This window comes from Exiguobacterium artemiae (assembly GCF_033342815.1).
GTDB classification, from domain to species: domain Bacteria; phylum Bacillota; class Bacilli; order Exiguobacteriales; family Exiguobacteriaceae; genus Exiguobacterium_A; species Exiguobacterium_A artemiae_A.
The window spans coordinates 70704-92410 of record NZ_JAWPEN010000004.1 but is presented as its reverse complement, the minus strand read 5'-3'; the positions used below and the strand labels follow the sequence as shown (position 1 = coordinate 92410).

23 protein-coding genes are annotated in these 21707 nt (G+C 47.6%); 13 read left to right on the top strand and 10 right to left on the bottom strand.

Annotated features, from left to right (window positions below; translation table 11 throughout):
- The first annotated feature begins 133 nt into the window (after positions 1-133).
- Both R7V76_RS06010 and R7V76_RS06005 read left to right on the top strand, forming a co-directional pair.
- Complete coding sequence (locus tag R7V76_RS06010; protein ID WP_318091587.1) at positions 134-1117, top strand: YhdH/YhfP family quinone oxidoreductase; 984 nt, start codon at positions 134-136, stop codon at positions 1115-1117.
- 71 nt (positions 1118-1188) lie between these two features.
- Positions 1189-2055 carry a hypothetical protein gene (locus R7V76_RS06005; RefSeq protein ID WP_318091585.1) on the top strand — a complete coding sequence of 289 codons (867 nt, stop codon included), beginning with the start codon at positions 1189-1191 and terminating at the stop codon, positions 2053-2055.
- A gap of 99 nt (positions 2056-2154) precedes the next feature.
- Here the strand turns inward: R7V76_RS06005 and R7V76_RS06000 are convergent, their stop codons facing one another.
- The 3 genes from R7V76_RS06000 to R7V76_RS05990 all read right to left on the bottom strand — a co-directional run bounded on the left by R7V76_RS06000 (position 2155) and on the right by R7V76_RS05990 (position 5815).
- Positions 2155-3690, bottom strand: coding sequence for a M4 family metallopeptidase (locus R7V76_RS06000; RefSeq protein ID WP_247858045.1), 1536 nt, complete (start codon positions 3688-3690; stop codon positions 2155-2157).
- Positions 3691-3868: 178 nt separating this feature from the next.
- A complete protein-coding gene (locus R7V76_RS05995) occupies positions 3869-4300 on the bottom strand; it encodes a GyrI-like domain-containing protein (RefSeq protein WP_318091584.1) in 432 nt (143 codons plus the stop codon).
- 21 nt (positions 4301-4321) lie between these two features.
- A complete protein-coding gene (locus R7V76_RS05990; RefSeq protein WP_318091582.1) occupies positions 4322-5815 on the bottom strand; it encodes an HD domain-containing phosphohydrolase in 1494 nt (497 codons plus the stop codon).
- A 280-nt stretch (positions 5816-6095) separates the two neighbouring features.
- Here R7V76_RS05990 and R7V76_RS05985 point away from each other — a divergent pair, with 280 nt between their 5' ends.
- The 5 genes from R7V76_RS05985 to R7V76_RS05965 all read left to right on the top strand — a co-directional run bounded on the left by R7V76_RS05985 (position 6096) and on the right by R7V76_RS05965 (position 11748).
- A complete protein-coding gene (locus R7V76_RS05985; RefSeq protein WP_318091581.1) occupies positions 6096-8480 on the top strand; it encodes an immune inhibitor A domain-containing protein in 2385 nt (794 codons plus the stop codon).
- Positions 8481-8743: 263 nt separating this feature from the next.
- Positions 8744-8944 carry a cold-shock protein gene (locus R7V76_RS05980; RefSeq protein WP_012371797.1) on the top strand — a complete coding sequence of 67 codons (201 nt, stop codon included), beginning with the start codon at positions 8744-8746 and terminating at the stop codon, positions 8942-8944.
- 126 nt (positions 8945-9070) lie between these two features.
- Complete coding sequence (locus R7V76_RS05975; protein WP_318091676.1) at positions 9071-10036, top strand: ring-cleaving dioxygenase; 966 nt, start codon at positions 9071-9073, stop codon at positions 10034-10036.
- Between the two features lie 77 nt (positions 10037-10113).
- Positions 10114-10413 carry a DUF3817 domain-containing protein gene (locus R7V76_RS05970; protein WP_012371795.1) on the top strand — a complete coding sequence of 100 codons (300 nt, stop codon included), beginning with the start codon at positions 10114-10116 and terminating at the stop codon, positions 10411-10413.
- Between the two features lie 102 nt (positions 10414-10515).
- Positions 10516-11748, top strand: coding sequence for a DEAD/DEAH box helicase (locus R7V76_RS05965; protein WP_318091580.1), 1233 nt, complete (start codon positions 10516-10518; stop codon positions 11746-11748).
- 54 nt (positions 11749-11802) lie between these two features.
- Here the strand turns inward: R7V76_RS05965 and R7V76_RS05960 are convergent, their stop codons facing one another.
- The 3 genes from R7V76_RS05960 to R7V76_RS05950 form a co-directional block, all read right to left on the bottom strand.
- Entirely contained in the window at positions 11803-12216 is a 414-nt protein-coding gene (locus R7V76_RS05960; protein WP_012371793.1) for a DUF2231 domain-containing protein, read from the bottom strand.
- A 74-nt stretch (positions 12217-12290) separates the two neighbouring features.
- Positions 12291-13463, bottom strand: coding sequence for a sensor histidine kinase (locus R7V76_RS05955; RefSeq protein ID WP_318091579.1), 1173 nt, complete (start codon positions 13461-13463; stop codon positions 12291-12293).
- Positions 13456-14133 (bottom strand): response regulator transcription factor, encoded by a 678-nt coding sequence (locus tag R7V76_RS05950; RefSeq protein WP_318091577.1) that lies wholly within the window; start codon positions 14131-14133, stop codon positions 13456-13458. The genes R7V76_RS05955 and R7V76_RS05950 overlap by 8 nt, the downstream gene beginning before the upstream one ends.
- 110 nt (positions 14134-14243) lie before the next feature.
- On the opposite strand from R7V76_RS05950, the gene R7V76_RS05945 reads away from it, so the two are divergent.
- From R7V76_RS05945 to R7V76_RS05935, 3 genes are read left to right on the top strand one after another with little or no spacing between them, the layout of a single operon-like run.
- Positions 14244-14564 (top strand): hypothetical protein, encoded by a 321-nt coding sequence (locus R7V76_RS05945; protein ID WP_318091575.1) that lies wholly within the window; start codon positions 14244-14246, stop codon positions 14562-14564.
- Between the two features lie 13 nt (positions 14565-14577).
- Entirely contained in the window at positions 14578-15468 is an 891-nt protein-coding gene (locus R7V76_RS05940; protein ID WP_318091574.1) for an FAD:protein FMN transferase, read from the top strand.
- Positions 15456-16031, top strand: coding sequence for a hypothetical protein (locus R7V76_RS05935; RefSeq protein WP_318091573.1), 576 nt, complete (start codon positions 15456-15458; stop codon positions 16029-16031). Before R7V76_RS05940 ends, R7V76_RS05935 begins: the two co-directional genes overlap by 13 nt.
- 13 nt (positions 16032-16044) lie before the next feature.
- Here R7V76_RS05935 and R7V76_RS05930 read toward each other — a convergent pair whose 3' ends face one another.
- From R7V76_RS05930 to R7V76_RS05915, 4 genes are all read right to left on the bottom strand, one after another.
- On the bottom strand, positions 16045-16830 hold the full coding sequence (locus R7V76_RS05930; RefSeq protein ID WP_318091572.1) for an alpha/beta hydrolase family protein: 786 nt from the start codon (positions 16828-16830) through the stop codon (positions 16045-16047).
- A 166-nt stretch (positions 16831-16996) separates the two neighbouring features.
- Positions 16997-18553, bottom strand: coding sequence for an ABC-F family ATP-binding cassette domain-containing protein (locus tag R7V76_RS05925; RefSeq protein ID WP_012371786.1), 1557 nt, complete (start codon positions 18551-18553; stop codon positions 16997-16999).
- A gap of 27 nt (positions 18554-18580) precedes the next feature.
- Complete coding sequence (locus R7V76_RS05920) at positions 18581-18754, bottom strand: hypothetical protein (RefSeq protein WP_012371785.1); 174 nt, start codon at positions 18752-18754, stop codon at positions 18581-18583.
- An 86-nt stretch (positions 18755-18840) separates the two neighbouring features.
- Entirely contained in the window at positions 18841-19287 is a 447-nt protein-coding gene (locus R7V76_RS05915) for a hypothetical protein (protein ID WP_214767574.1), read from the bottom strand.
- 142 nt (positions 19288-19429) lie between these two features.
- Between R7V76_RS05915 and R7V76_RS05910 the strand changes: the two genes are divergently transcribed.
- The 3 genes from R7V76_RS05910 to R7V76_RS05900 are packed head-to-tail and all read left to right on the top strand — an operon-like array spanning position 19430 to position 21617.
- A complete protein-coding gene (locus R7V76_RS05910; RefSeq protein WP_012371783.1) occupies positions 19430-19759 on the top strand; it encodes a hypothetical protein in 330 nt (109 codons plus the stop codon).
- Positions 19756-20982 carry a glutathionylspermidine synthase family protein gene (locus tag R7V76_RS05905; protein ID WP_318091571.1) on the top strand — a complete coding sequence of 409 codons (1227 nt, stop codon included), beginning with the start codon at positions 19756-19758 and terminating at the stop codon, positions 20980-20982. The genes R7V76_RS05910 and R7V76_RS05905 overlap by 4 nt, the downstream gene beginning before the upstream one ends.
- Complete coding sequence (locus R7V76_RS05900; RefSeq protein ID WP_290828080.1) at positions 20982-21617, top strand: NAD(P)H-binding protein; 636 nt, start codon at positions 20982-20984, stop codon at positions 21615-21617. Before R7V76_RS05905 ends, R7V76_RS05900 begins: the two co-directional genes overlap by 1 nt.
- The last annotated feature ends 90 nt before the right edge of the window (positions 21618-21707 follow it).

Below are 21707 nucleotides of genomic sequence, written 5' to 3'. Positions count from 1 at the left end.
TTCGTCAGACGCCAAAAACCGTGAGTGCTTCGGCATTCATGGTTTTTTTATAGCCATCCAATCAGAACAGGTATGCCCGGGACAGTGTTTGGGTATAACTTACTGGAAGTCATTCATGAAGGAGGACTGGAAGATGAAAGAGACATTTAAAGCATTCGTCGTTCGGGAACAGGACGGGGAATTTATGGGAGCACTCGAAACGAAGCACATTGCCGATTTACCGGAAGGGGAGGTTTTGATTCGCGTCGACTATTCCTGCATCAACTATAAAGATGCGCTGTCGGTTTCCGGGAACCACGGAGTGACGAAAGAATATCCGCATACGCCGGGAGTCGATGCAGCCGGTCATATCGTCACGTCGACCGATCCGCGGTTTCAAGAAGGCGAGGCGGTTGTCGTCAACGGTTTTGATTTTGGCATGAATACGTCCGGTGGTTTTCAAGAGTACATACGCGTTCCGGGAGACTGGATCACACCGTTGCCGAATGGAGTCACGACTTTTGAAGCGATGGCTTACGGGACAGCAGGATTAACAGCCACCCAGTCGGTTGACGAACTGATGCAGCGGGTCAAGCCGGAACACGGACCGGTTCTCGTGACCGGTGCAACGGGGGGAGTCGGCAGTACTGCAGTTATGCTTCTGTTGAAACTCGGATTCACCGTTCATGCGGTTACCGGAAAAGAAGCGGAAGCCGACCGGTTGAAACAGGAAGGTGTGACGGAAGTGTTATCCCGTCAATCGTTTTTGGATGAGACGACCCGCCCGCTGAAAAAAGGGACGTACGCCGGAATCATCGATACGGTCGGAGGACCGTTACTTGCCTCCATCATTCGTTATGTTCAATACGGGGGCGTCGTCACGACATGCGGCAACGTCGGCGGGGCTGAAATGACGTTAACTGTATATCCGTTTATCCTACGGGGGGTTCGCTTGATCGGAATTGATGCTGTTCAACTTCCGATTGCTGAACGGGTTCGACTGTGGCATCAACTGACGAATGACTGGAAACTGCCGATTCGTGAACGGGTGGAGACGAAAAGTCTACGGGAGATTTCAGACGTCGTCGCGTCACTTCTTGACGGAACCCACCAAGGCAGAACTGTCATCGAAATTTAACCACTGTCGGTACAGGATTCGGTGGTATAGTGATTAAAAAAGTGTCGCGATCAATTCAGGAGGAACAATAGATGAGTCAAAATGAACAACAGAAGGAACAGGACCGGTTATCCCGGAAAGAGCGCCGTAAGCAAAAACGGAATCGCCGGAGCGTTGCGCTTGGTGGTATTTTGGCAACCGTGCTGATTGTCGGAGGATGGGGTTACATGGTGTCGACGAATGATGCCAGCCAAGCGACGTCGACCGTCGAGTCCCCTAAAGCGGTCGGAAGCGAGCAAGAGAAAGACAAGAAAGATACGAAAAAATCAGCGTCGAACGAGCAAAAGAAAAAAGAAAAGAAACCGAAGAAAAAAGCGGATAAACCGGAAATCAGCCAAGCTGCATGGGTCACACGTCCTTTTGCGGATGTCTATCAAGATGCCAACAGGAGCAGTGTGATTTACAAAGCTGATTTAGGGGATGTCTATGAAATTGTAGATGCGGAAAACGGGATGGTTCACTTAAAATTGAATGATGCGGTCGAAGGTTATATTCCGGAAACAGATGTCCGGATGGATGTTCCGTCGTCAGTCAAAGACAAGACCTTGCTTGAGACGTTATCCCAAGCCGTTGCCAATCAACCGATCGAGAAGCCGGAACAATACCTCGGGCAACCGCTTGAAAAATTTGAAGCGAAGTACGGTAAGCTTGGAAATACACAAAAAGACGCCGTCAACACGTATCACTTCTCAAATGCGGGTTATCTGCTTGTCGTCTCCGACGGAATCGTCGAAGCAATCGACTGGACGAATGCATCGGCTTCCGGTCTGTCGGCCTTAGGTCAACCGGTCGTTGAAACGAGTTACGGAACATGGTACCAAGGTGAAAAACTGCAACTGAAAGCTTTCCCGGACAACGGATCAACGCGACTTCGTCTCGCACGTGATCCTGGGAAGTAAACCGGAACGGTCTGTCGTTGACAGATCGTTTTTTTTTGACCAAAAAAACCTCCCGAGCGATAGACTCGGGAGGTCGAAAATCCTTGGGAGGAAGTTTTCTTAGTAGACGCCAACAGCATCAAATGATTTCGCTGCTGCTGTTGCTTCTGCACTTGTTGAACCGTAAAGGTCTTTCGCCGATTGAACGACTGCTGCGCGAAGCGAGCTGAAGTTCGAGTTCGGAGTCAAGTAAACGCTGAGGGCACGGTAGTAGATTGCGCCGAGTTTCGGTACGCCGACACCAGTGACTGTGACACCAGTGTGTGTTCCACCGTTACCGAGGAGGTAAGCGGCTTTGTTGACGATACCTGAGTTCGTGTGGACACCACCGTTATCCTGTGTACCTGTGTAGCGTTTTGAGTAGTGGTCCGGATCGCCGTAAGCAGCCGGGTTAGACATTGAACGGAGTGCGTCACCGCTGACACCAGGTGTATAGATGTCTTCTCCTACGAGCCAGTCGAAGTTCGATCCGACTGAGTACTCAGCAACTGTTCCCATGATATCGGAAACCGCTTCGTTGATGGCACCCGATTCATTTTGGTAGACGAGTCCAGCCGTGTACTCTGTGACGGCATGCGTCAATTCGTGCGCAACGACGTCAAGTGCGCCAGAGAGGTACGTGAATGTTGAACCGTCTCCATCCCCATAGACCATCTTCGTTCCATCCCAGAACGCATTGTTGTAGCTTGTTGAATAGTGGACAGAAGAGTTAAGTGCAGCACCTGCATTGTCATAACTGTTGCGGCCGTAAGTGTTTTTGTAGAAGTCATATGTCTTCACGGCGTTAACTTGCGCGCTGACAGCGGCACGATCATATGTTGTATTGAATTGGTTATCGAGATCCGCCCAAAGCGAACCTGGAAGCGTGTTACGATTTTTCGCATCGTATGTGTAGATGCCTTTACCGCGTGTCGAATCTTGTAAGTAGTAGTAAGAACCGCTCTTCACTGTGTTGAAAGTGGCAGTCGTTCCGAGGACCGTCGTACCTGTACCGACAGAAGTCGTTCCGGTAACAGTGTTGACTGGTTTTGCATGAGCGAGTTGGTCATATTTATTAAGCACTTTACCTGAATTGGCATCGATGAAGTAAGTCCAGCGTGACGGCTCTTTGCCGGCGAGGACAGTAGATGTAACTTTGTAAGCATAGACCGCATCGTCTTTAACTGGATAGATGACGAGTTCTGCTTTAGGAGCTACTTCGAATTCTGTTGCCTTGATGGCTTTTTGATAAAGTTTAACTGCTTTTTTCTCAGAAAGTGATGCTTTTTTAGCGAGGCCAGGTTTCCCTTTGACGTTGATTGCATCATTGACGACTGCTTTCAAAGTACCGTCTTTCGCAACGTTACCGACGACGACACTACCGAAGACCGGGACGCCATCCACTTCTTGTTGGAGACGTACGATGTTAGATGATCCATCTTTTTGAACATCCTGGACAGAGAAATCACCTTTTTTGTTCACGTACTCTTTAACGATTGATGCAGCTGGTGCTGATGAAGCTTTCGTCAGTTTACCAGTTTGAAGACCTTCTGCTCCGACGACTGTAGGAACGACAAGTACACTTGCGACAAGCGATGTAGCGAGAAACTTTTTCAAAATAAATCGCCTCCTTGTTTGGGTTGAGTCTAACTATGCCAAAGAAAGGATGAAACGAGAATAAGCCGTTTGCATTAATTAGAATTTTCTGAATATAGTACTTAATACCCGGACTGAATAGTTAAGTCACCTAAGGGAATTGAACAAAACAGCAAAAAAACCGCTCTAGAAAGCGGTTTTAAAGGATGCGTTGATAGAGATGATGTGTATTGTCACGTGTCTCGTCAATTTTAAAATTCAGTGGATCCAGTGTAATACCTTGCTTCTGCGCAAAGCGTTGCATCTTTTCAAACGATTTCCAAATCTCAATATCGGGACCTTCATGTTTCCAGAAAATATAACGGGCCGGAGGAATATGATGTCCTTTCATCCCTTTAGGAATCTGGTCAAGTGACGCGACAGGAAGACCGATACACTGCATATGTTTGGTTCCGCGTTGTCCAAGTGACAAATCGAGTGGATAACTTCCGGGTTCAGCAGGAATCTCATGCGAACGGCGTGAAAACTCGCGCCACAGTTCCGGCATCAGGGTATGCAATTCATTTTCTTCGCACGTCAAGCCAAGTCCGACAACATACAATTCGTGGCGATCGACAATTTTAGGATGCATAAGAAACTCCTTTCATGAGAGTCAAGAGGCAGTGATGACGGAAGGTCTCTTCAAATCAAGGAACAATTGTGTGAAAGAAGCATCCCATTGTGTCCCGCGGCCTTCTTCCAAAATGGCGAGTGCTTTCGCAACGGGCATTCCTTTCCGGTAAGGTCGATCGGATGTCATCGCGTCATAGGCATCAGCAATCGCCATGATCCGTCCGAAGACAGGAATCGATTCTCCCGCCAAACCTTCTGGATAACCTTTCCCATCGTAACGCTCGTGATGGTACTTTACCCCAGGAAGAATCGGTTGTAACTTCTCCGGGAGATGAACTTGCGATAAAATATGCACGCCGATGACGGGGTGTTGTTTGATTTTATCGAATTCCTCACCAGTTAAGCGTCCTTCCTTCAAGAGAACATCATCCCGGATTCCGATTTTTCCAATGTCGTGTAAAAGAGCAGATTTACGCAACAGCTCGACTTGATCGTCGGCCAAGCCGGCGGCCCGGGCAATCTCAACCGAATATTCCGCAACACGTAAGGAATGTCCGGCGGTATAGGGATCCCGGGCATCGAGTGTTGCAGCAAACAAAGTAAACAGGCTGTCGAGCAACTGCTCATTTTCCTGATCGCGCCCTTGAATCCCTTCGACCATCAAATTGAAGCCGCCTACGAGTTGAGAGAACTCATCGGAAAAAGGGTTGTCAATCGTATTCAATTGGCCTGATTCAATCTGCGCGACTCCTTCTTGTAAAGCCAGAATCGGTTTTTGAATATTTTCATATAGAAGCAAACTGCAAAATGTCGCGAGACAAAGAATGACGATTAAAATTAACGTCGACCAACTCCAGTAAGAACGCAGGCTTTCGTTTTCTGTCAGCTGGACAGCAGAAGCAAGGACGAATAACAGGATCGGGAACACACCGATGATCAGTGTGCTGATCAACATTTTTTGGCGCAGACTAATGAAGTCTTTTTTCGTTAATGTGAGCGCACCATCCCCGTATGTTTGAGATTGAACGGTTAGTTCCGCCAACATGGATTCCGTCACACGATACGTCAGGAAAAATTCGATCAGCGCATGGAGAATGGCGACGAGAACGGCACCAAAACAAGCAAGACCGATCAGGTAATAGGGCATTTCGAGCCAGTCGAAATGAATGGCGAGTGCCGTTAAGGAAGATGAAGGAATCGACAATCCCAGGAAATGCGGTCCGAGGATCCGTTTAATGGTCAGTAACGGAAAACGATGAGTTGTCCGAAACGCCGCAGCAAGCTGCTCCTGACTTGGTACAGGTGTTTGAAAGAATTGATAGAGCGGTCGCATATGTTTTCGGTAGACCATGTATTCAAAGCTGAACATTAACACAACCGAGAGGGTCATGATTGCCAGCAAGATCGCGCGTTCCCGTACGTCGAAAGTCAGTGTTTCGAAAATGAACAAACAGCCGACGCCGAAAACAGCGACAAAGGATCCGATTAAGTAGTTCTTCAAAAGTTGCCGTTCGAATTTTTGGAGAGGTGTCATAAGGTGCCTCCTTTAGGATTGGATCATGTATGTAGCGTATCGCGAGAAGGAATCAACAATCTTCTCACTTTTAAAAAATGAGGATAAGGATTAATGAACGTTTATTATTAATATCGGTCGATTTCCGTAAAAATGAACTAAATTCCAAAAATAGGTATAGTTATAAAGAACTAATTGTTCTAAAAGTAATTGATTAAGCAACTAAAACAATATATGATTTGAATATTCAGAAAAGTTATCTCAGTCATGCTTTTCACTACTACATAGGGGGTCAGTTCACGTGGGAAAAAAGAAACAGCTTAGCTTAGCGGTCTTATCCGGAATCACGGCAGCTGCATTTGCCGTTGGTCCAGTTTTACCTGGTGGGAAGGTAAAATCTGTTGAAGCTGCTGAAAAAGCAGTCGCTGGTGCACCGATGGATTTAAACACGGTCGATCAGGATCGGTTATTAAAAGTGCTCGAAAAGCGTGGGGTCGTCTCAAAAGCTGCATCTGCAGCTGAAAAACAAAAAGCCGTTCAAAAGTATCTTGATAAAAAGGCGAACGGGAAACCGGAAGCCAATCATGATCATGAGTCGGAAAAAGAAGCAAAATTCGATCAGAAAACAAAAGATTTCTTAACGAAACAAAAAGATCAATTAGCGAAACAACTCGCTAAAAATCACAATAACTACAAAAAAGGTAAAAAAGATGGGTTTGTCAAAGTCGATAAAGCCAAACAAGCAGCTTACAACGGTTCTACTCGGACGGATAAAGTACTGGTCTTGCTCGTTGAATACAGTGATTTTAAACACAACAATGTCGTCCAAGAGCCGGGCTACATGTATTCGAAAGACTTCAACCAAAAACATTATCAAGACTTGATGTTCGGGGATAAGGAATTCGAACTGTTCAACGGTGATAAGGTCAAAACGTTTAAACAATATTATGAAGAACAATCCGGCGGCAGCTATTCTGTCGATGGGAAAGTGTCGAACTGGTTAACAGTACCGGGTACGGCAAAAGATTATGGTTCAGACAATCCGAAAGGCGGCAACGATAACCTTCCGGGCGCAAAAGGACCACGTGGTCTTGTTAAAGATTCATTGAATGCAGCAGTAAAATCCGGCATTAACCTGGCAGAGTACGATCAATTCGATCAGTACGATCTGGACGGTGACGGCAACCTGAATGAGCCGGACGGTCTTGTTGATCACTTGATGATTCTTCATGCCGGAACAGGACAAGAAGCAGGCGGCGGTACGCTCGGCGACGACGCAATCTGGTCACACCGTTGGACGCTTGATGGTGTTTACCCTATTGCAAACACAACTTCAAATTCTACAAACTGGGGCGGCAAGATGGCAGCCTTCGATTACACAGTTCAACCGGAAGACGGCGCAGTCGGCGTCTTCGCACACGAATTCGGACACGATCTTGGACTTCCGGATGAGTATGATACACAGTACACAGGTCAAGGAGAGCCGGTTGCTTCATGGTCGATCATGAGCGGCGGTAGCTGGAACGGGAACATTGCCGGAGCAGAACCGACAAGCTTCTCACCACAAAACAAAGAGTTCTTCCAAAACGTCATGGGCGGGAACTGGGCCAACATCCAAAACGTTGACTTTGATTCACTTTCAAAAGCAGGAACGGCTTCGTACCTTGACCAAAGTGTAACGAAATCGAAAAACCCTGGCATCATCAAAGTTAATCTTCCGAAAAAACCGGTTAAAGGCATCGCACCGGCTTTCGGTAAAAAATATTACTACAGCACAAAAGGAAATGATCTCCACACGTCAATGACATCTCCGGAATTCGATTTGACGGCTGCGACATCAGCGAAGTTCGATTACAAAGCGTACTTTGATGTCGAATTCGATTATGACTTCTTGAAAGTCACAGCGACAGCTGGCGGCGTCTCAAAAGTTATCGATGTCATCGGTGATGAAGATACAGACGGCGATCAACGCGCTGAGTCTTCAAAAGGTGCATGGGTCGACAAATCATATGACCTCAGCGAATTTGCTGGTAAAAAGGTCACATTGACATTCGACTACACAGGGGATGCCGGTCTTGCCCTCGACGGATTCGCACTGGATAACGCGAAATTGACAGTCGACGGAAAAGTTGTCTTTGAAGACGATGCAGAAGGTACTCCGAAATTCAAATTAGATGGCTTCGTTGCTTCGGACGGTTTCAGCTATGCGGATAACGCATACTACCTCGAGTGGCGGAACTATGCAGGATCAGATAAAGCGCTTGAGTATGCACGTGGCGTGAAATACAACACAGGTCTTGTCGTTTGGTATGCTGACAGCAGCTTCACGGACAACTGGGTTGGCGTTCACCCAGGTGAAGGATTCCTCGGTGTCGTCGATTCGCACCCTGAAGCAATCGTCGGAACTCTGAAAGGGAAACCAGTCGTTGCAGGAAGCACACGTTATCAAATCGCGGATGCGGCTTTCAGCTTCGATAAAGCACCAGCATGGCTCATCGATTCGCCATCACGTGGTCTTTACGATTACAAAGGACTTGCAGGTGTGACGAAGTTTGATGATTCTAAATCGTATATCAATCAATTGATTCCGGATGCAGGAAAACTGCTCCCGAACAATGGTCTTAAAATTCAAGTCATCGGTGAAGCGAAAGATAACTCTGCTGGAGCTGTCTGGATCCACCGTTAATAAACAGAAGCAGGTTCGGATCATTCCGAACCTGCTTTTTTGCTTGAAAAGTGGAATCAATTGGAAATTTATTGGTCAGACAACTTGACTTTTAAAGCGCAATCATTTTATACTGACGTTAGCTTAATATTGTTATTGTCACTACTGATTCACATTGCGTCACGAACAATCTTTTCGTCGCTCCATGTATTTCGGGACAATAATGAATTTCTTTCATATGCGAGGCATATGTATTAAGTAATTTATTTTTGGAGGTTGTTCCCATGAACACAGGTAAAGTAAAATGGTTTAACGCAGAAAAAGGTTTCGGTTTCATCGAAGTTGAAGGCGGAGAAGACGTATTCGTACATTTCTCAGCAATCACTGGTGAAGGTTTCAAATCACTTGACGAAGGTCAAGAAGTTGAATTCGAAATCACTGAAGGCGCACGTGGAGCACAAGCTGCTAACGTCGTAAAACTCTAATCTCAACTTTTCAATCGTCCTTTTTCGAAGGGGCGATTTTTTTAATGAGTTAATATCTTGAATTCAAGATATATGTGAGATATACTGACGGTACCAACTATTCATTCAGAAAAGGACGTGGCACATATGGAATTACTCGGCATTCATCATGTATCCATTTTAACAGGAATGGCAGAACGGAACTATCAATTCTATACACAAGTTCTTGGGATGCGTCTGATCAAGAAAACCGTCAATCAGGATGATACGACGTCTTATCATTTGTTTTACGGGGATGCAGAAGGAAATCCGGGAACAGATTTGACGTTTTTTGATATTCCGCACTTAGGAACCGGTGTCCCGGGCGCATCGAGTATCTCGTCGACATCACTTCGCGTCAAAACGACAGACTCCCTGACGTTTTGGGCAAAGCGTTTTGCGCAACAAGGCGTCGACCATGATGCGATTGTTGAACGGGCCGGACGTCAGACACTGGCGTTTCGTGATCAGGAGGGAACCCGCTTGATTCTCGTCGCAGAGAACGGGGAACAAGGTGTCGCAGGTGGCGTCCCGTGGAAACACGATGAGATTCCAGCTGAACATGCGATTGTCGGCTTAGGCGCCGTGACGTTGACAGTCAATGATCCGGAACCGACAGCCCTCGTCTTAACGGAAGTCCTCGGCTTTAAGAAAATCGGCAGTTATCCGTCTCTTGCCGGTGACTTTGCGGAGATTGATGTCTATTCGACGGGGCAAGGCGGAATCGGGGCAGAAGTGCACCTCGAGGCGCGACCGGATCTCGACCGGGAACGTCTCGGTCGCGGCGGTGTTCATCATGTGGCCTTCCGTGTTCCGAACAGCGAAGAGTATGACTTATGGGTAAAACGGCTGAACGAGTATCGTCTGCCAAACTCAGGGAAAGTCGACCGTCATTATTTCCAAGCACTTTATTTCCGCGAACCGAATCATATTTTGTTCGAGTTATCGACGGATACGCCGGGATTTGCAACCGATGAATCAGTCGAAACGCTCGGAGAGACATTGGCACTTCCACCGTTCCTTGAGCCAAAGCGCCAAGAGATTGAAGCCCGTCTTCGCCCACTCGAAATCTGACAATCCTGTGACACAGGTCACAGACTGACGGGCGTCCCGTATACTAAAGACAGGAACCAGAAAAAAGGAGTGACGGGATGTTAGGAACTACGTTAGGTCAATTTCGATTGATTGCGATTTTAGAAGGTATTTCATTTTTAGTCTTACTGTTGATTGCCATGCCGTTAAAATATATGGCAGGCATTCCGGAAGCCGTTTCCGTCGTCGGAGCTATGCATGGTGTCTTGTTCGTCATGTATGCGTTATGGCTTGCTGTCGTTAAATTTAAATATCGTTGGTCGTTTGTAAAAGCAGGGATCGCCTTTATTGCTTCGTTCATTCCATTTGGGACATTTGTACTCGATCGAAAGTTAAAACAGGAAGCAACAAACGCGTAAATTGTGTATACTAGAAAAAGCACGGCTGTGGATAACTGTTTTTGTCGATTCGAAGCAGGTTATCCACAGCTTTTTTCTGTGGATAATTTTTAGGAGGATACTATGTCAACATTTGAAGCACTACACATTCAAGAACAATGGATCAAGAAATTACAAAAACAAGGCATTAAACAACCGACGCCGATTCAGGAGCAGGCGATTCCGCATTTGCTCGCCGGTCGTGATTTAATAGGAAAAGCGCAAACCGGTACAGGGAAGACACTGGCGTTTCTTCTGCCGATTCTCGAACAAATCGATTTAGAAAGCAAAACGGTCCAAGCGTTGATCGTCGCACCGACACGTGAACTCGCGCGTCAGATTGCAGATGAAACACACAAGTTAATCCGGAACATGGAAGATATCCGTGCGCTTGCTGTGTACGGTGGACAGGATGTCTTTAAACAAATTCAACGTCTTGGCCGCATGCCACAAATCATCATCGGGACACCGGGTCGGATTTTGGATCACGTCGGTCGGGGAACACTTGATTTGAGTGAATTGAAGACGCTTGTCCTGGATGAAGCGGATCAGATGCTACAAATCGGATTCTTACCGGAAATCGAAGATATCATCGCAGCAGCACCGGTTGATCGTCAGTTCGTCATGTTATCAGCAACGATGCCGGAAAAAGTCGAGCAACTCGCGAAAACGTATTTGCGTGATCCGATTGAAGTCCAAGTCGAGGCTGAAAAAGTAACAGTCGATGCCATCGAGCAGTTCGTCGTCGAAACGACGGATCGCCGGAAACAAGCGACACTCCGGACGATGCTTGACGAGATGCGTCCGTATGCCGCAATCATCTTCTGCCGGACACAACGCCGCGTCAGTAAGCTGAACGAAGAGTTACAGATGCAGGGATATGCGACGGATGAATTGCACGGCGGATTGACACAAGGGAAACGTGAAAAGGCGATGGCGAAGTTCTATCAAGGAAAAACACCATTCCTGATTGCGACGGACGTCGCGTCACGTGGTCTTGACGTGACGGGTGTCACACACGTCTTCAACTACGATTTACCGGATGATGCCGAAAGTTACGTTCACCGGATCGGCCGGACAGGCCGTGCCGGAAACGACGGCGTAGCGATTTCAATCGTTACCCCACGCGACGGCCGCAGTTTCCGTGATATGGAACGCGAACTGGGTGTCGAAGTGACACCGATTGTCGTCGAACTTTCGGATGAAATGATTCGTGCACAACACGATCAAAGCAAAGGAACGAAAAAACCGGCGGAAGGCCGCGGTAACACACGCCGCTCGAGCAACCGCCGTCCGGGCCGTGATCATCATAAATAAGTAAGTAAGTGAAAATCCCCTTTTCTCCATGGATCTTGGAGGAAAGGGGATTTTTTATTTGGCGTATACCATTTGTCCGCCGAGATGACCGGTATAAGCGAGTAAACCGCTTCCGACGATTGCGACGAGCAGGCTTAGCATAAGCATTGTTTTTTTGTTGGAACGGTAGCCGAGCAACAGGAGGACAAAGGCAATTCCAAAGGCAACGAGGCTGAACAAGGCGAAATTTTCATGATTCGAGATGGCCGCGTGTGTTGCACTGCTCAGATTGGTTTCTGCATATTCTTCTGCCCCGTCACCCGATAAATACGCTGCGACGCCGGACAGCAGACCGGCAAATAACGTGATGAGGACAAATAATTTTAACTGGACCCATTTGAAACTGAACAGTAATAAGAGTGTTGCGAACAGTAAAAGAGCAATCGGTGCATGAACGAGCAGGGGATGAAGCGGTACGCCACCTAACATAAGATAACCTCCTTGATAAGTAATGGAACATACTGTTACTTTAACCGGGTTATCTGACAGTTAGCTGACGGTCATTAAGAAATTGGAAAAAGAATCGTGAAGCGTGTTCCGGTTTCGGGTGTGGATTCAACAAAGATAGTGGCTTGATGTGCATCGGCAATCGATTTGGCGATGGCGAGCCCGAGCCCGGTTCCGGTACCATGGCGAGAGTGGTCACCGCGGAAGAACCGTTCAAATATCTTATCGTAATTTTCCGGTGGAATGCCGATTCCGTGATCAGCGATGGTTAATCGAACATCGGTTGACGTCTGTTGCAGGTAAACTTCAATATTAGCATCGCTGTAGGCAGCAGCATTTTCTAGAAAGATCGTCAACAGACGGATCAACTGGTTAGGATCGCCCTTGATCAACAGATTCGGCGCGACAGATAAAGACAATGTCCTTTCGACCAACGTATGTTTAAACCGTTCAGAAGTCTGTGTGACGAGCGTACTTAAATCGACGGGGCTCATCGAACCGGGTTGACCTTCACGGGCCAATAACAGTAAATCAGAAACTAAATACTGCATCGAGGCTGTCTCTGCCTTTAAATCCGATAAGATGGTTTTTCCTTCCGTACTGAGCGGCTCGGTCTCGAGTAACTCGATGCCGCTGTATAAAATCGTCAGCGGCGTCCGCAATTCATGGGAAGCGTCCGATGTAAACCGGCGTTGCCGGTCAAATGCTTGCTGGACCGGAACGACGGAACGGCCGGCTAATACATAACTGAGACCCATCAAGACGAGGGTCGACAGAATCGTGATACCGGCTAACATGGCGATCAGGCGCTGGAGTGTATCCTGTGTGGCAGAGATGTCTTTCATCAGAACAATTATTCCCTGTTCATCATTATCCCGTTGATAAAGCAGATAATGCCGGTCGTCGAATTCGATTTTTTGAGTTTCTTCGTCCGATGTCATAAAGCGTTGAAGGGTCTTCGCCGGTAAGTCGTCAGGAAGCGACGTGTAGCGGACTGATCCGTCCGGATTCATAATCTGAAAGTAAATCGGATTGCGGATTAGCCGGTCTTCTCCATGTTCAATCCGTTCAAACAGATCACGGTCGGAGACCGACTTTAATTGGTTCAGCTCCGTTTGATCGAGCAGCCGGGCTGTCGTGAAGTACACCCCGACTAAAATCAGAATCAACAACAGTAAAAACGTTCCGCTGAATAGTAGCGTCAGCCGTTTTCGAATGGTTTCAAGCATGAGGACCTCCGAGCCGATAACCGAATCCGCGGACCGTTTGAATCAAAGCCGGTGCACCGGCAGCATCGAGCTTTTTCCGGACGAGCCGAACGAGTGCATCGAGGGCATTATCGGTGATATCTGCGCCGATTCCCCAGACGACTTCAATGATCAGCTCTCGTCCCATGACCTGTTCCGGGCGGCGGAGCAACAGCGATAGAAATTCGAATTCACGGCGCGTCAGCTCAAGTAACTGACCGGCATAGGAAATCGTCTGAGTCGCGATATCAAGTTCAAGTTCTTGATACGAAACAGTCGAGACGAATGCCTTTTTCTGACGCCGGCTCAAGGCGCGGAGGCGTGCTAACAGTTCGTTTGCCTGAAAGGGTTTCACGAGATAATCATCGGCACCGCTGTCCAGTCCGTGTACCAAATCGATTTCCGTATCACGAGCCGTCAGCATCAGAATCCCGCCTTCGAAACGTTCCCCACGTAATTCAGTCGCCACTTCAATCCCGCTTTTATGTGGCATCATCCAGTCGAGGACCAATAAATCATAACGAAAAGTCTGGCATTGCTCGATGGCTTCGAGTCCGTCATGAGCCACATCGACCTGATAGCCGGCACGTTCCAAATGGAGCCGCAACATTTTGGCAAGCCGCTTGTCATCTTCTGCAATCAAAATCCGCATCCTTGTTCCTCCCGGTTTGTTTTTTCTTATTATCCCACAGTTGTCATCAGCTAGTTGTCAGTTTTTATCGATACAGTAAAGATAACAGGAAACGAGAGGAGAGGAAAAATGTGAAACCGAAACCGTTCGCGAAATGGATTGTGGGACTGAGCAGCAGTGTCTTTTTAGGGCTTGCGATTGGTCAGTTGACCGTTGCGACAAATGATCAGCCAGCGAATACCGTCAACACGGGAGATTCTTATTCAAACGAGACGACAATCCCGAGCCAACCGTCTAACGGTGATGACGATGAATGGGGAGAGTCGGATGATGAAAACGGATATTACAACGAAGAGGATGACGGTGATGACGGCAATTGGCAAAGCAACGATTCTTCCGGATTTAATCAACCGAGCGGCGGAAGTGACGGCCAGTCCAGTCATTCGAAATAGGAGGTGAAACGAAATGGAGCGGCAACTCTATTCAATGCATAATAACATTCGTTTTATCACGAACCAAAGGATTGAAGAAAAGGAATGGCAGGACATCGAGCAGTTCTTTCATTATGTGGACCGGCAATGGTCACGATTCAGTTCGTCCAGCGAAGTCAGTCAGTTGAATCAACTGCTGATTGGGCAGACGCTGACAGTATCGTTACCGCTTGCACGACTGTTGCAGCGGGCAATCCGTTATTTTGAACAGACTGAACATTATTTTTCTCCCTTCTTACTCGATCAGCAACGCGCAAACGGTTACGACCGATCATTTCCCTTCCGCCGGGCGGTTGAATCAGAAATGAATCTGCCGCCTGAAATCAGTCCATTTTTAGTGGAGGGATGCGAAGTGACCCGGGTCGGGGGAGGAACGATTGACTTAGGTGGAATCGGCAAAGGAGCGGCTGCGATGATGGTTGCCCAGCGTTTACGTAAGAATCAGCCGCGCGGGTTAATTGAAGCGGGCGGGGATGTCATCGCCTGGTCCGATGGTGAGCCGTGGAAAATTGCCATTACGGATCCCGGAACGGAAGCGGAAATTGCGGAAGTCCGTTTACGGCAAGGGGCGGTAGCGACCTCAAGCCGGCTGTATCGTTCCTGGAAAGTCGGCGAGAGAACGAATCACCATTTATTAAGCGGCAAGACAGGGCGCCCGATTGAAAGCCGGTTCGTCCAAGTCACGGCATCCGCTCCACAGCTCTATGAGGCAGAAGTAATGACGAAACTGGCTTTTCAGATGACAGAAGCCGAACGACAGGACAAACTGTTCAAATGGTTTCCGAACGGGCGGCTGTTGTTGATGGATGCATCCGGAAAAATGGTTGCGGAAGAGAAAGGAGGACAAGCCATATGGACTGGATGAAATGGTTATTTTCAACATGGACGATGATTCGTTTGAGCGGACTGACCGGACATTTCTTTTTGACATTATCGGTATTAGCCGGTTTACTCGGTTCGTTCCCGGCCTTAAAAAAACAAAAAGCCCGTTTGCACAACATTCATCTGTACAGTGGCTGGGCCGGCTTACTGGCGATTGTACTTCATGCGACATTGATCATTGTCGATACGTATGCCCCTCTGAGCTTACTGGAGATTCTGGTTCCGGGAACAGCCTCATATGAGCCGCTTTGGAATGCATTTGGAACGATCAGCCTCTACCTGTTCGGATTTGTTTTGGTGACTTCCGATTTCTTGAAAGAGACGCTCGGAAAGACATTATGGAAATTAACGCACTGGCTTGTCCTTCCGGCCTGGCTCTTGATGACGCTTCATGGCATCTTCATCGGAACGGATACCGGAACACTCTTTACGACCATCTGGTACGCCTGTTCGACACTGACACTGTTCACACTGATTTTGTACCGGATGCAAATCCGGCCAAAAACGGCAGCACCTAAAAAACAAGCATCCTCATTCGTGAAATGAGGATGCTTGTTTTTTAACGTTGTCTTAACCAGGTCGTCCAGGCCTCAAAGGCCTCTTCCCGATTGTCGATATAGTTGTGGTCACTGTCGACGATGATTTGTTCAAAGGCGCTCGCATCCTGAAGCAAGTCATGGTGAAGTGATTTGATGGACGTTTCATCCCGCTCCGACGTGACAAGCAGGGCTGAACGTGTTCCGAGTTGTTCTTTCAGTGATAACAGGTTCCACTGGGCATGATGTTGTTTTAATTCATCGAGTAACGTAGCACCGTCCGTGTGCGACAGGAACGTGGCACCACGGCTCAAGACATCTTGTAACGCCTCTTCATGTTCCGGATAAGAGAGTACCAGTTGACCGATCAAACCGAAGTTGAATGGAGAGATTCCAATGTAATGCGCAATGTCCGGAACATCGACGAATGCGTGGAGTCCGGCAAAGCCGCCCATACTGTGGCCGACGATTGAAATCTGATCGGCTGAGATATCGTGTGCTTGCGTAAAGGCGGGAGAAATGACATGTTGCATGATGGCAGTCGCATCTTCAAGGACATGTTGGAAACGAAATGCTCCCGGACTGCCGATCGTTCCGCGGTAAGACGTCACAAGGACATGAAAGCCGAGGTTTTGTAATTGAACCGCCCAGTCCATGTTTAATTGTTTTCCGGGGAATCCATGGAACAGAACGATGAGTGGAGCGGGAGCGGCAAGTGCCGGGGAATAAAGCCGGCAAAATAACGACTCCTCTCCACCGCTCGGAAGTTCGAGTAATGATAAGTTGGCTTTTTTAGTAATCGTTTCCATGACATCCACTCCTTCAGAAAAAGTTGCATCTGCCATTTAGTTTGATACAAATCGTTGAACAAGGCAATGATTAAGTCTATGAATTAAATGAGAACACAAAAAAAGACGGAACGCGGGACTCGATCTAAAAATCGAGTCCCGACCTTCCGTCAGATGGTGTTTAACTTTAGAACACTTTTGTCGTCCACGATTCACAATTCCATAAATCCGTTGCGACGGCTTCGTAAAATTCAGGTTCGTGTGAAATCAACAGAACCGTTCCTTTGTACTCCTGAAGAGCCCGTTTGAGTTCTTCTTTTGCTTCGACGTCCAAGTGGTTAGTCGGCTCATCGAGAACCAGAATGTTGGATTCCGTGTTCATCAATTTACAAAGACGGACTTTCGCCTTTTCCCCACCACTGAGCACTTCGATTTTCGATTCGATGTGTTTCGTCATCAGACCGCATTTCGCGAGCATGGCCCGGACCTGTTGCTGTGTCAGAGAAGGAAATGTGCCCCAGATCTCTTCGATACACGTATTCGAATTTTTTTCTTTAATTTCCTGTTCGAAGTAGCCGATGTGAAGATTTTCCCCGCGTTCGACTGTACCGGAAACCGAAGGAATCTCTCCGAGCAGACTTTTCAGCAAAGTCGACTTCCCGATACCGTTCGCTCCGTGCAACGCGATTTTTTGACCGCGCTCGATCATCAAGTCAAGCGGACGGGAAAGCGGCTCATCGTAACCGATGACAAGTCCTTTCGCTTCGAACATCAACTTACTTGGTGTCCGGGCTGTCTGGAAATGAAACTCAGGTTTCGGACGTTCCTGCGCGAGTTCGATGACATCCATCTTATCGAGTTTCTTCTGACGCGACATCGCCATGTTCCGTGTCGAGACACGGGCCTTATTTCGGGCGACGAAGTCTTTCAGCTCGGAAATTTCCTGCTGTTGACGTTTGAAGGCCGACTCATGTTGCTTCTTCTTCGCCTCATGGACAGTCAGGAAGTTGTCGTAATCACCGACGTAACGATTGAGTCCTTGGTTTTCCATATGGTAAATCAAGTTGATGACACTATTCAAGAATGGAATGTCGTGTGAAATCAAGATGAACGCATTTTCGTAATCATTGAGGTAACGTTTCAACCATTCGATATGTTGCACATCCAAGTAGTTGGTCGGCTCATCGAGTAACAGGATGTCTGGTTTTTCGAGCAACAGTTTCGCGAGCAGGATTTTTGTCCGCTGTCCGCCGCTCAGTTCCTGGACATCACGATCGAGACCGATCTCATCAAGACCTAGACCGCGTGCAATTTCTTCGACTTTCGCATCAATCGTATAAAAATCATTGTTCGTCAAGATGTCTTGTAAGACCCCGACTTCTTCTAACATTTTTTCGAGTTCGTCTGGTTCGACTTCACCCATTTTTGTATACAGATCATTGATTTCCTGCTCGATGTCGAACAAGTATTGGAATGCTCCCTTTAAGGCATCACGAATCGTGAGTCCTTTGGAAAGAACAGCGTGCTGATCCAGATAGCCGACCCGAACGTGTTTTGCCCATTCGACTTTTCCTTCGTCTGGTTCAAGCTGCGAAGTAATGATGTTCATGAACGTCGATTTTCCTTCGCCGTTCGCTCCGACGAGACCGATGTGTTCCCCTTTTAACAGACGGAACGAGACATCTTCGAAAATCGCACGATCGCCAAAACCATGGCTTAAGTTTGATACCGTTAAAATACTCATAGTTACTCCCTTATTTCACGAATTCAATTAGACGCCTGTCCGTTTTTTCTGGTTGTTCGTTTTTTTCGTTTTTTGGCTTGTCATTTGTTTTGTTTCTGTTCCGCGCAAACCGGTCGGACGTTTTGTCTGTGATTGTTTTTTTGCTTTTAATTGTTCAATCATTGCTTCTTGAAGAGACAATTTTTTTGGTTGTTCGCTCATGTGTGTTCACCTCGATTAATTCGTTCTTATCCTCTAGTATGCCAAAAAAAACGTGTCTTGAAAACGAACTATACTTAATTCTTTCATTAAATGATTTCTTCACCTAAATAAATCACGTAACAGTTTCGGTCTAAATCGACTTCACAGCTGTCCCGCTCAAAGACCCCGTGATCCGGTACACTCAGTTTATCTTTGACCAAAAAGCGCATGGCCTGAATATGATTCGGGACTGTCACTGTCTTGATGACGGGATGTGAACCGCCTGCCTGGAAGCGCCGGAACTCGAGATGAATCTGGTGCGGCGGATAGACACGGTCCGCCGGATCACGGGGGGAAGCCTCGACATGATCGACAATCAACTGGTCATATTCCCCGTCCATTTCATTGGACCGCAACTCGTATAAGTGCCCTTCGATGATATGGAATTCGCAGAGTTGATGCGCAATGATTTCTTCCGGGTCAATGGCGAAACGGCTGTATTGATAAATGGATTTAAATTCATTTTGATCTTCGACATAATAGGCAAGTGACATTTGAATTCCTCCTCAAGTCTTCTTCGTTATTCTACTGGCATTAACGAAAAAAGTTCCGGAACGACTTAGAAACTTTTTTGCTGGAAAAAGCGTATACTTAGAATAACAAATTGTGATGAAAGGGGTATGCGATGTGAGTTGGATGAAACAGGCGACACTTGCAGCTACATTGTTGGTCGGAACGACGCTCAGCGGGTGTGGATCGGATAATGCAAAAGCGGAGCGTCCGGATGATCCGGATTGTGACGATTATGAATATGATAATGATGAAGGTGTTTGGTATTGCGATGATTCAAGTTCGACACACTCCGGGTTCTTTTACTGGGGAGGAAGTTATTTTGCTTCACGTGCCTTGATGCATAGTGCGATGCGGACGAAAGGGTATACACCCCGGTCAAAAGACGTCAAAAGTTATAACAGCAAGACGAAAGGATTTGGGACGGGATCGTCGTCCGGCTTCTTCGGCGGATGAGGACACGGCAGGAACTCTACGGGGATATTGACGCTTTTTGGGATGTGCTCGACGGTGAAACGTATGCCTTGGCAGAAGTGATGCCTGTTCCGAAAGAAACGATCGAAGCCTTGCGCATGGCGGCTCGGGAAGCCTATACCATCTTTGAAAAAGTGATTCCGATTCTTTGGACGATGGATGACGACGGATTGATTGAACTCGGTTTTCCGAAAGCTGCCCTGTCCTTTTTACGGTTGCAGACGATGCGGCCTTTATCGGTCATCAGCCGTTTTGATTTCATTGTCACAGGCAATCGGATATCGGTCATGGAATGGAATGCGGATACGCCGACGTTCATCAAGGAATGTTTTGAAGTCAACGACCGGATTGCACGGAAAGTGGGATTGGGATCGTACAATGACGGGCAGGCGAAACAGTTGGCGGACAGCGTTGATCGTGCGGTGAAGGCGGCAAGCCACCGGATCCATCTCGAAAATCCGCATGTCGTGTTTACTTCACACGGAGACAACATCGAAGACCGGTGGACGACAGAGTATCTGCAACAATTTGTTGCCGGTGCTACATACTGTCCTCTTGACGAACTTGAGATACGAGCAGAAGATGGATTGTATGACCAGCAGGGACGACGAATCGATATTCTTTACAGGCAGACGTTTCCGATCGAGATGGCTTTACTCGACCGTGATGAAGACGGAACAGAGCTCGGACGTTTATTGCTTCAGCTCGTCGAGATGGGGCTGCTTGAAATCATTAATCCACCATCGGCTTTCTTGATGCAGGCGAAGTCGGTCCTGGCATTGATTTGGCTGTTACATGAAACGAATCATCCTTATTTGACCGGGCGCGATCATGAGGTCATTGAGGAGTACTTCCTGCCGACCTATTTGAGTCCGGAGCCGTTTTTACGTCAGCATCAAGCTTTCGTCGAAAAACCGATTTTTGGACGGGAAGGGGATACCGTGACCGTCCGTCAAGGGGACGGAACGGTTCTGTTTAGCAACGAACAACGTTCATTCAGTAATCAGTCGGCCGTGTATCAGCGGTATCAGGAATTACCGATGTGGCCATTAGAAGATGAAACAGAAGTCGCATACATGTTTGGTGTGTTTGTGCTTGGCGGGCGACCGAGTGCTGTCGGAGTGCGGGCAGGTGAACGGATCACGGGAAATCGATCCTATTTCTTACCGATCGGGCAACGTGAAAATCAAGAGGAGGATGGATGATGAAAGCAGCTATTTTAGGCGCGACCGGCTTAGTGGGGCAGGAGCTGGTCGATCAACTATTGGCGCATGATGCGTATCAGGAAGTACATGTTCTCGTACGTCGTCCGATGAATCGATTTCATCAGAAACTCGAAGAATGGGTGATTGATTTTGATCATGTGACGGAAATCGAATTACCGGAAGTCGACCACGTCTACTGTGCGCTGGGGACGACGATTAAACAGGCCGGATCCCAGGAAGCGTTTCGTCTCGTGGATTACACGTATCCGATCGAGGCAGGGCGGGAATTGCTTGATCTCGGAGCCACTCGATTCGCCTTGATTTCAGCACTCGGTGCCCATCCGAATGCGAAAACATTTTATAACCGTGTGAAAGGCGATGCGGAAAACGGATTACGTGTGCTCGGCTATGATGCCTTGCTGATCTTCCGACCTTCATTGTTATTAGGAGAGCGGGACGAGTTCCGTTTCGGCGAACAGGCGGCGGCCCGGGTGTCGACCGTATTACGCCCCTTGTTGCGGCGCAGTCCGTATGCACCGATTGAAGCGGCAAAGGTCGCACAGGCGATGATTCATCATACCTTGCATGAACCACCGGGCGTGACGATTGTGGAATCAAAAGAGATGCAGACCTGAGTGAACGAATTTTTCGTGTCACTCTTTTTTTTATGGGCGGAAATTAATATTTGACTCATCAAATGATTTACGGTTGAATGATATAGTGCT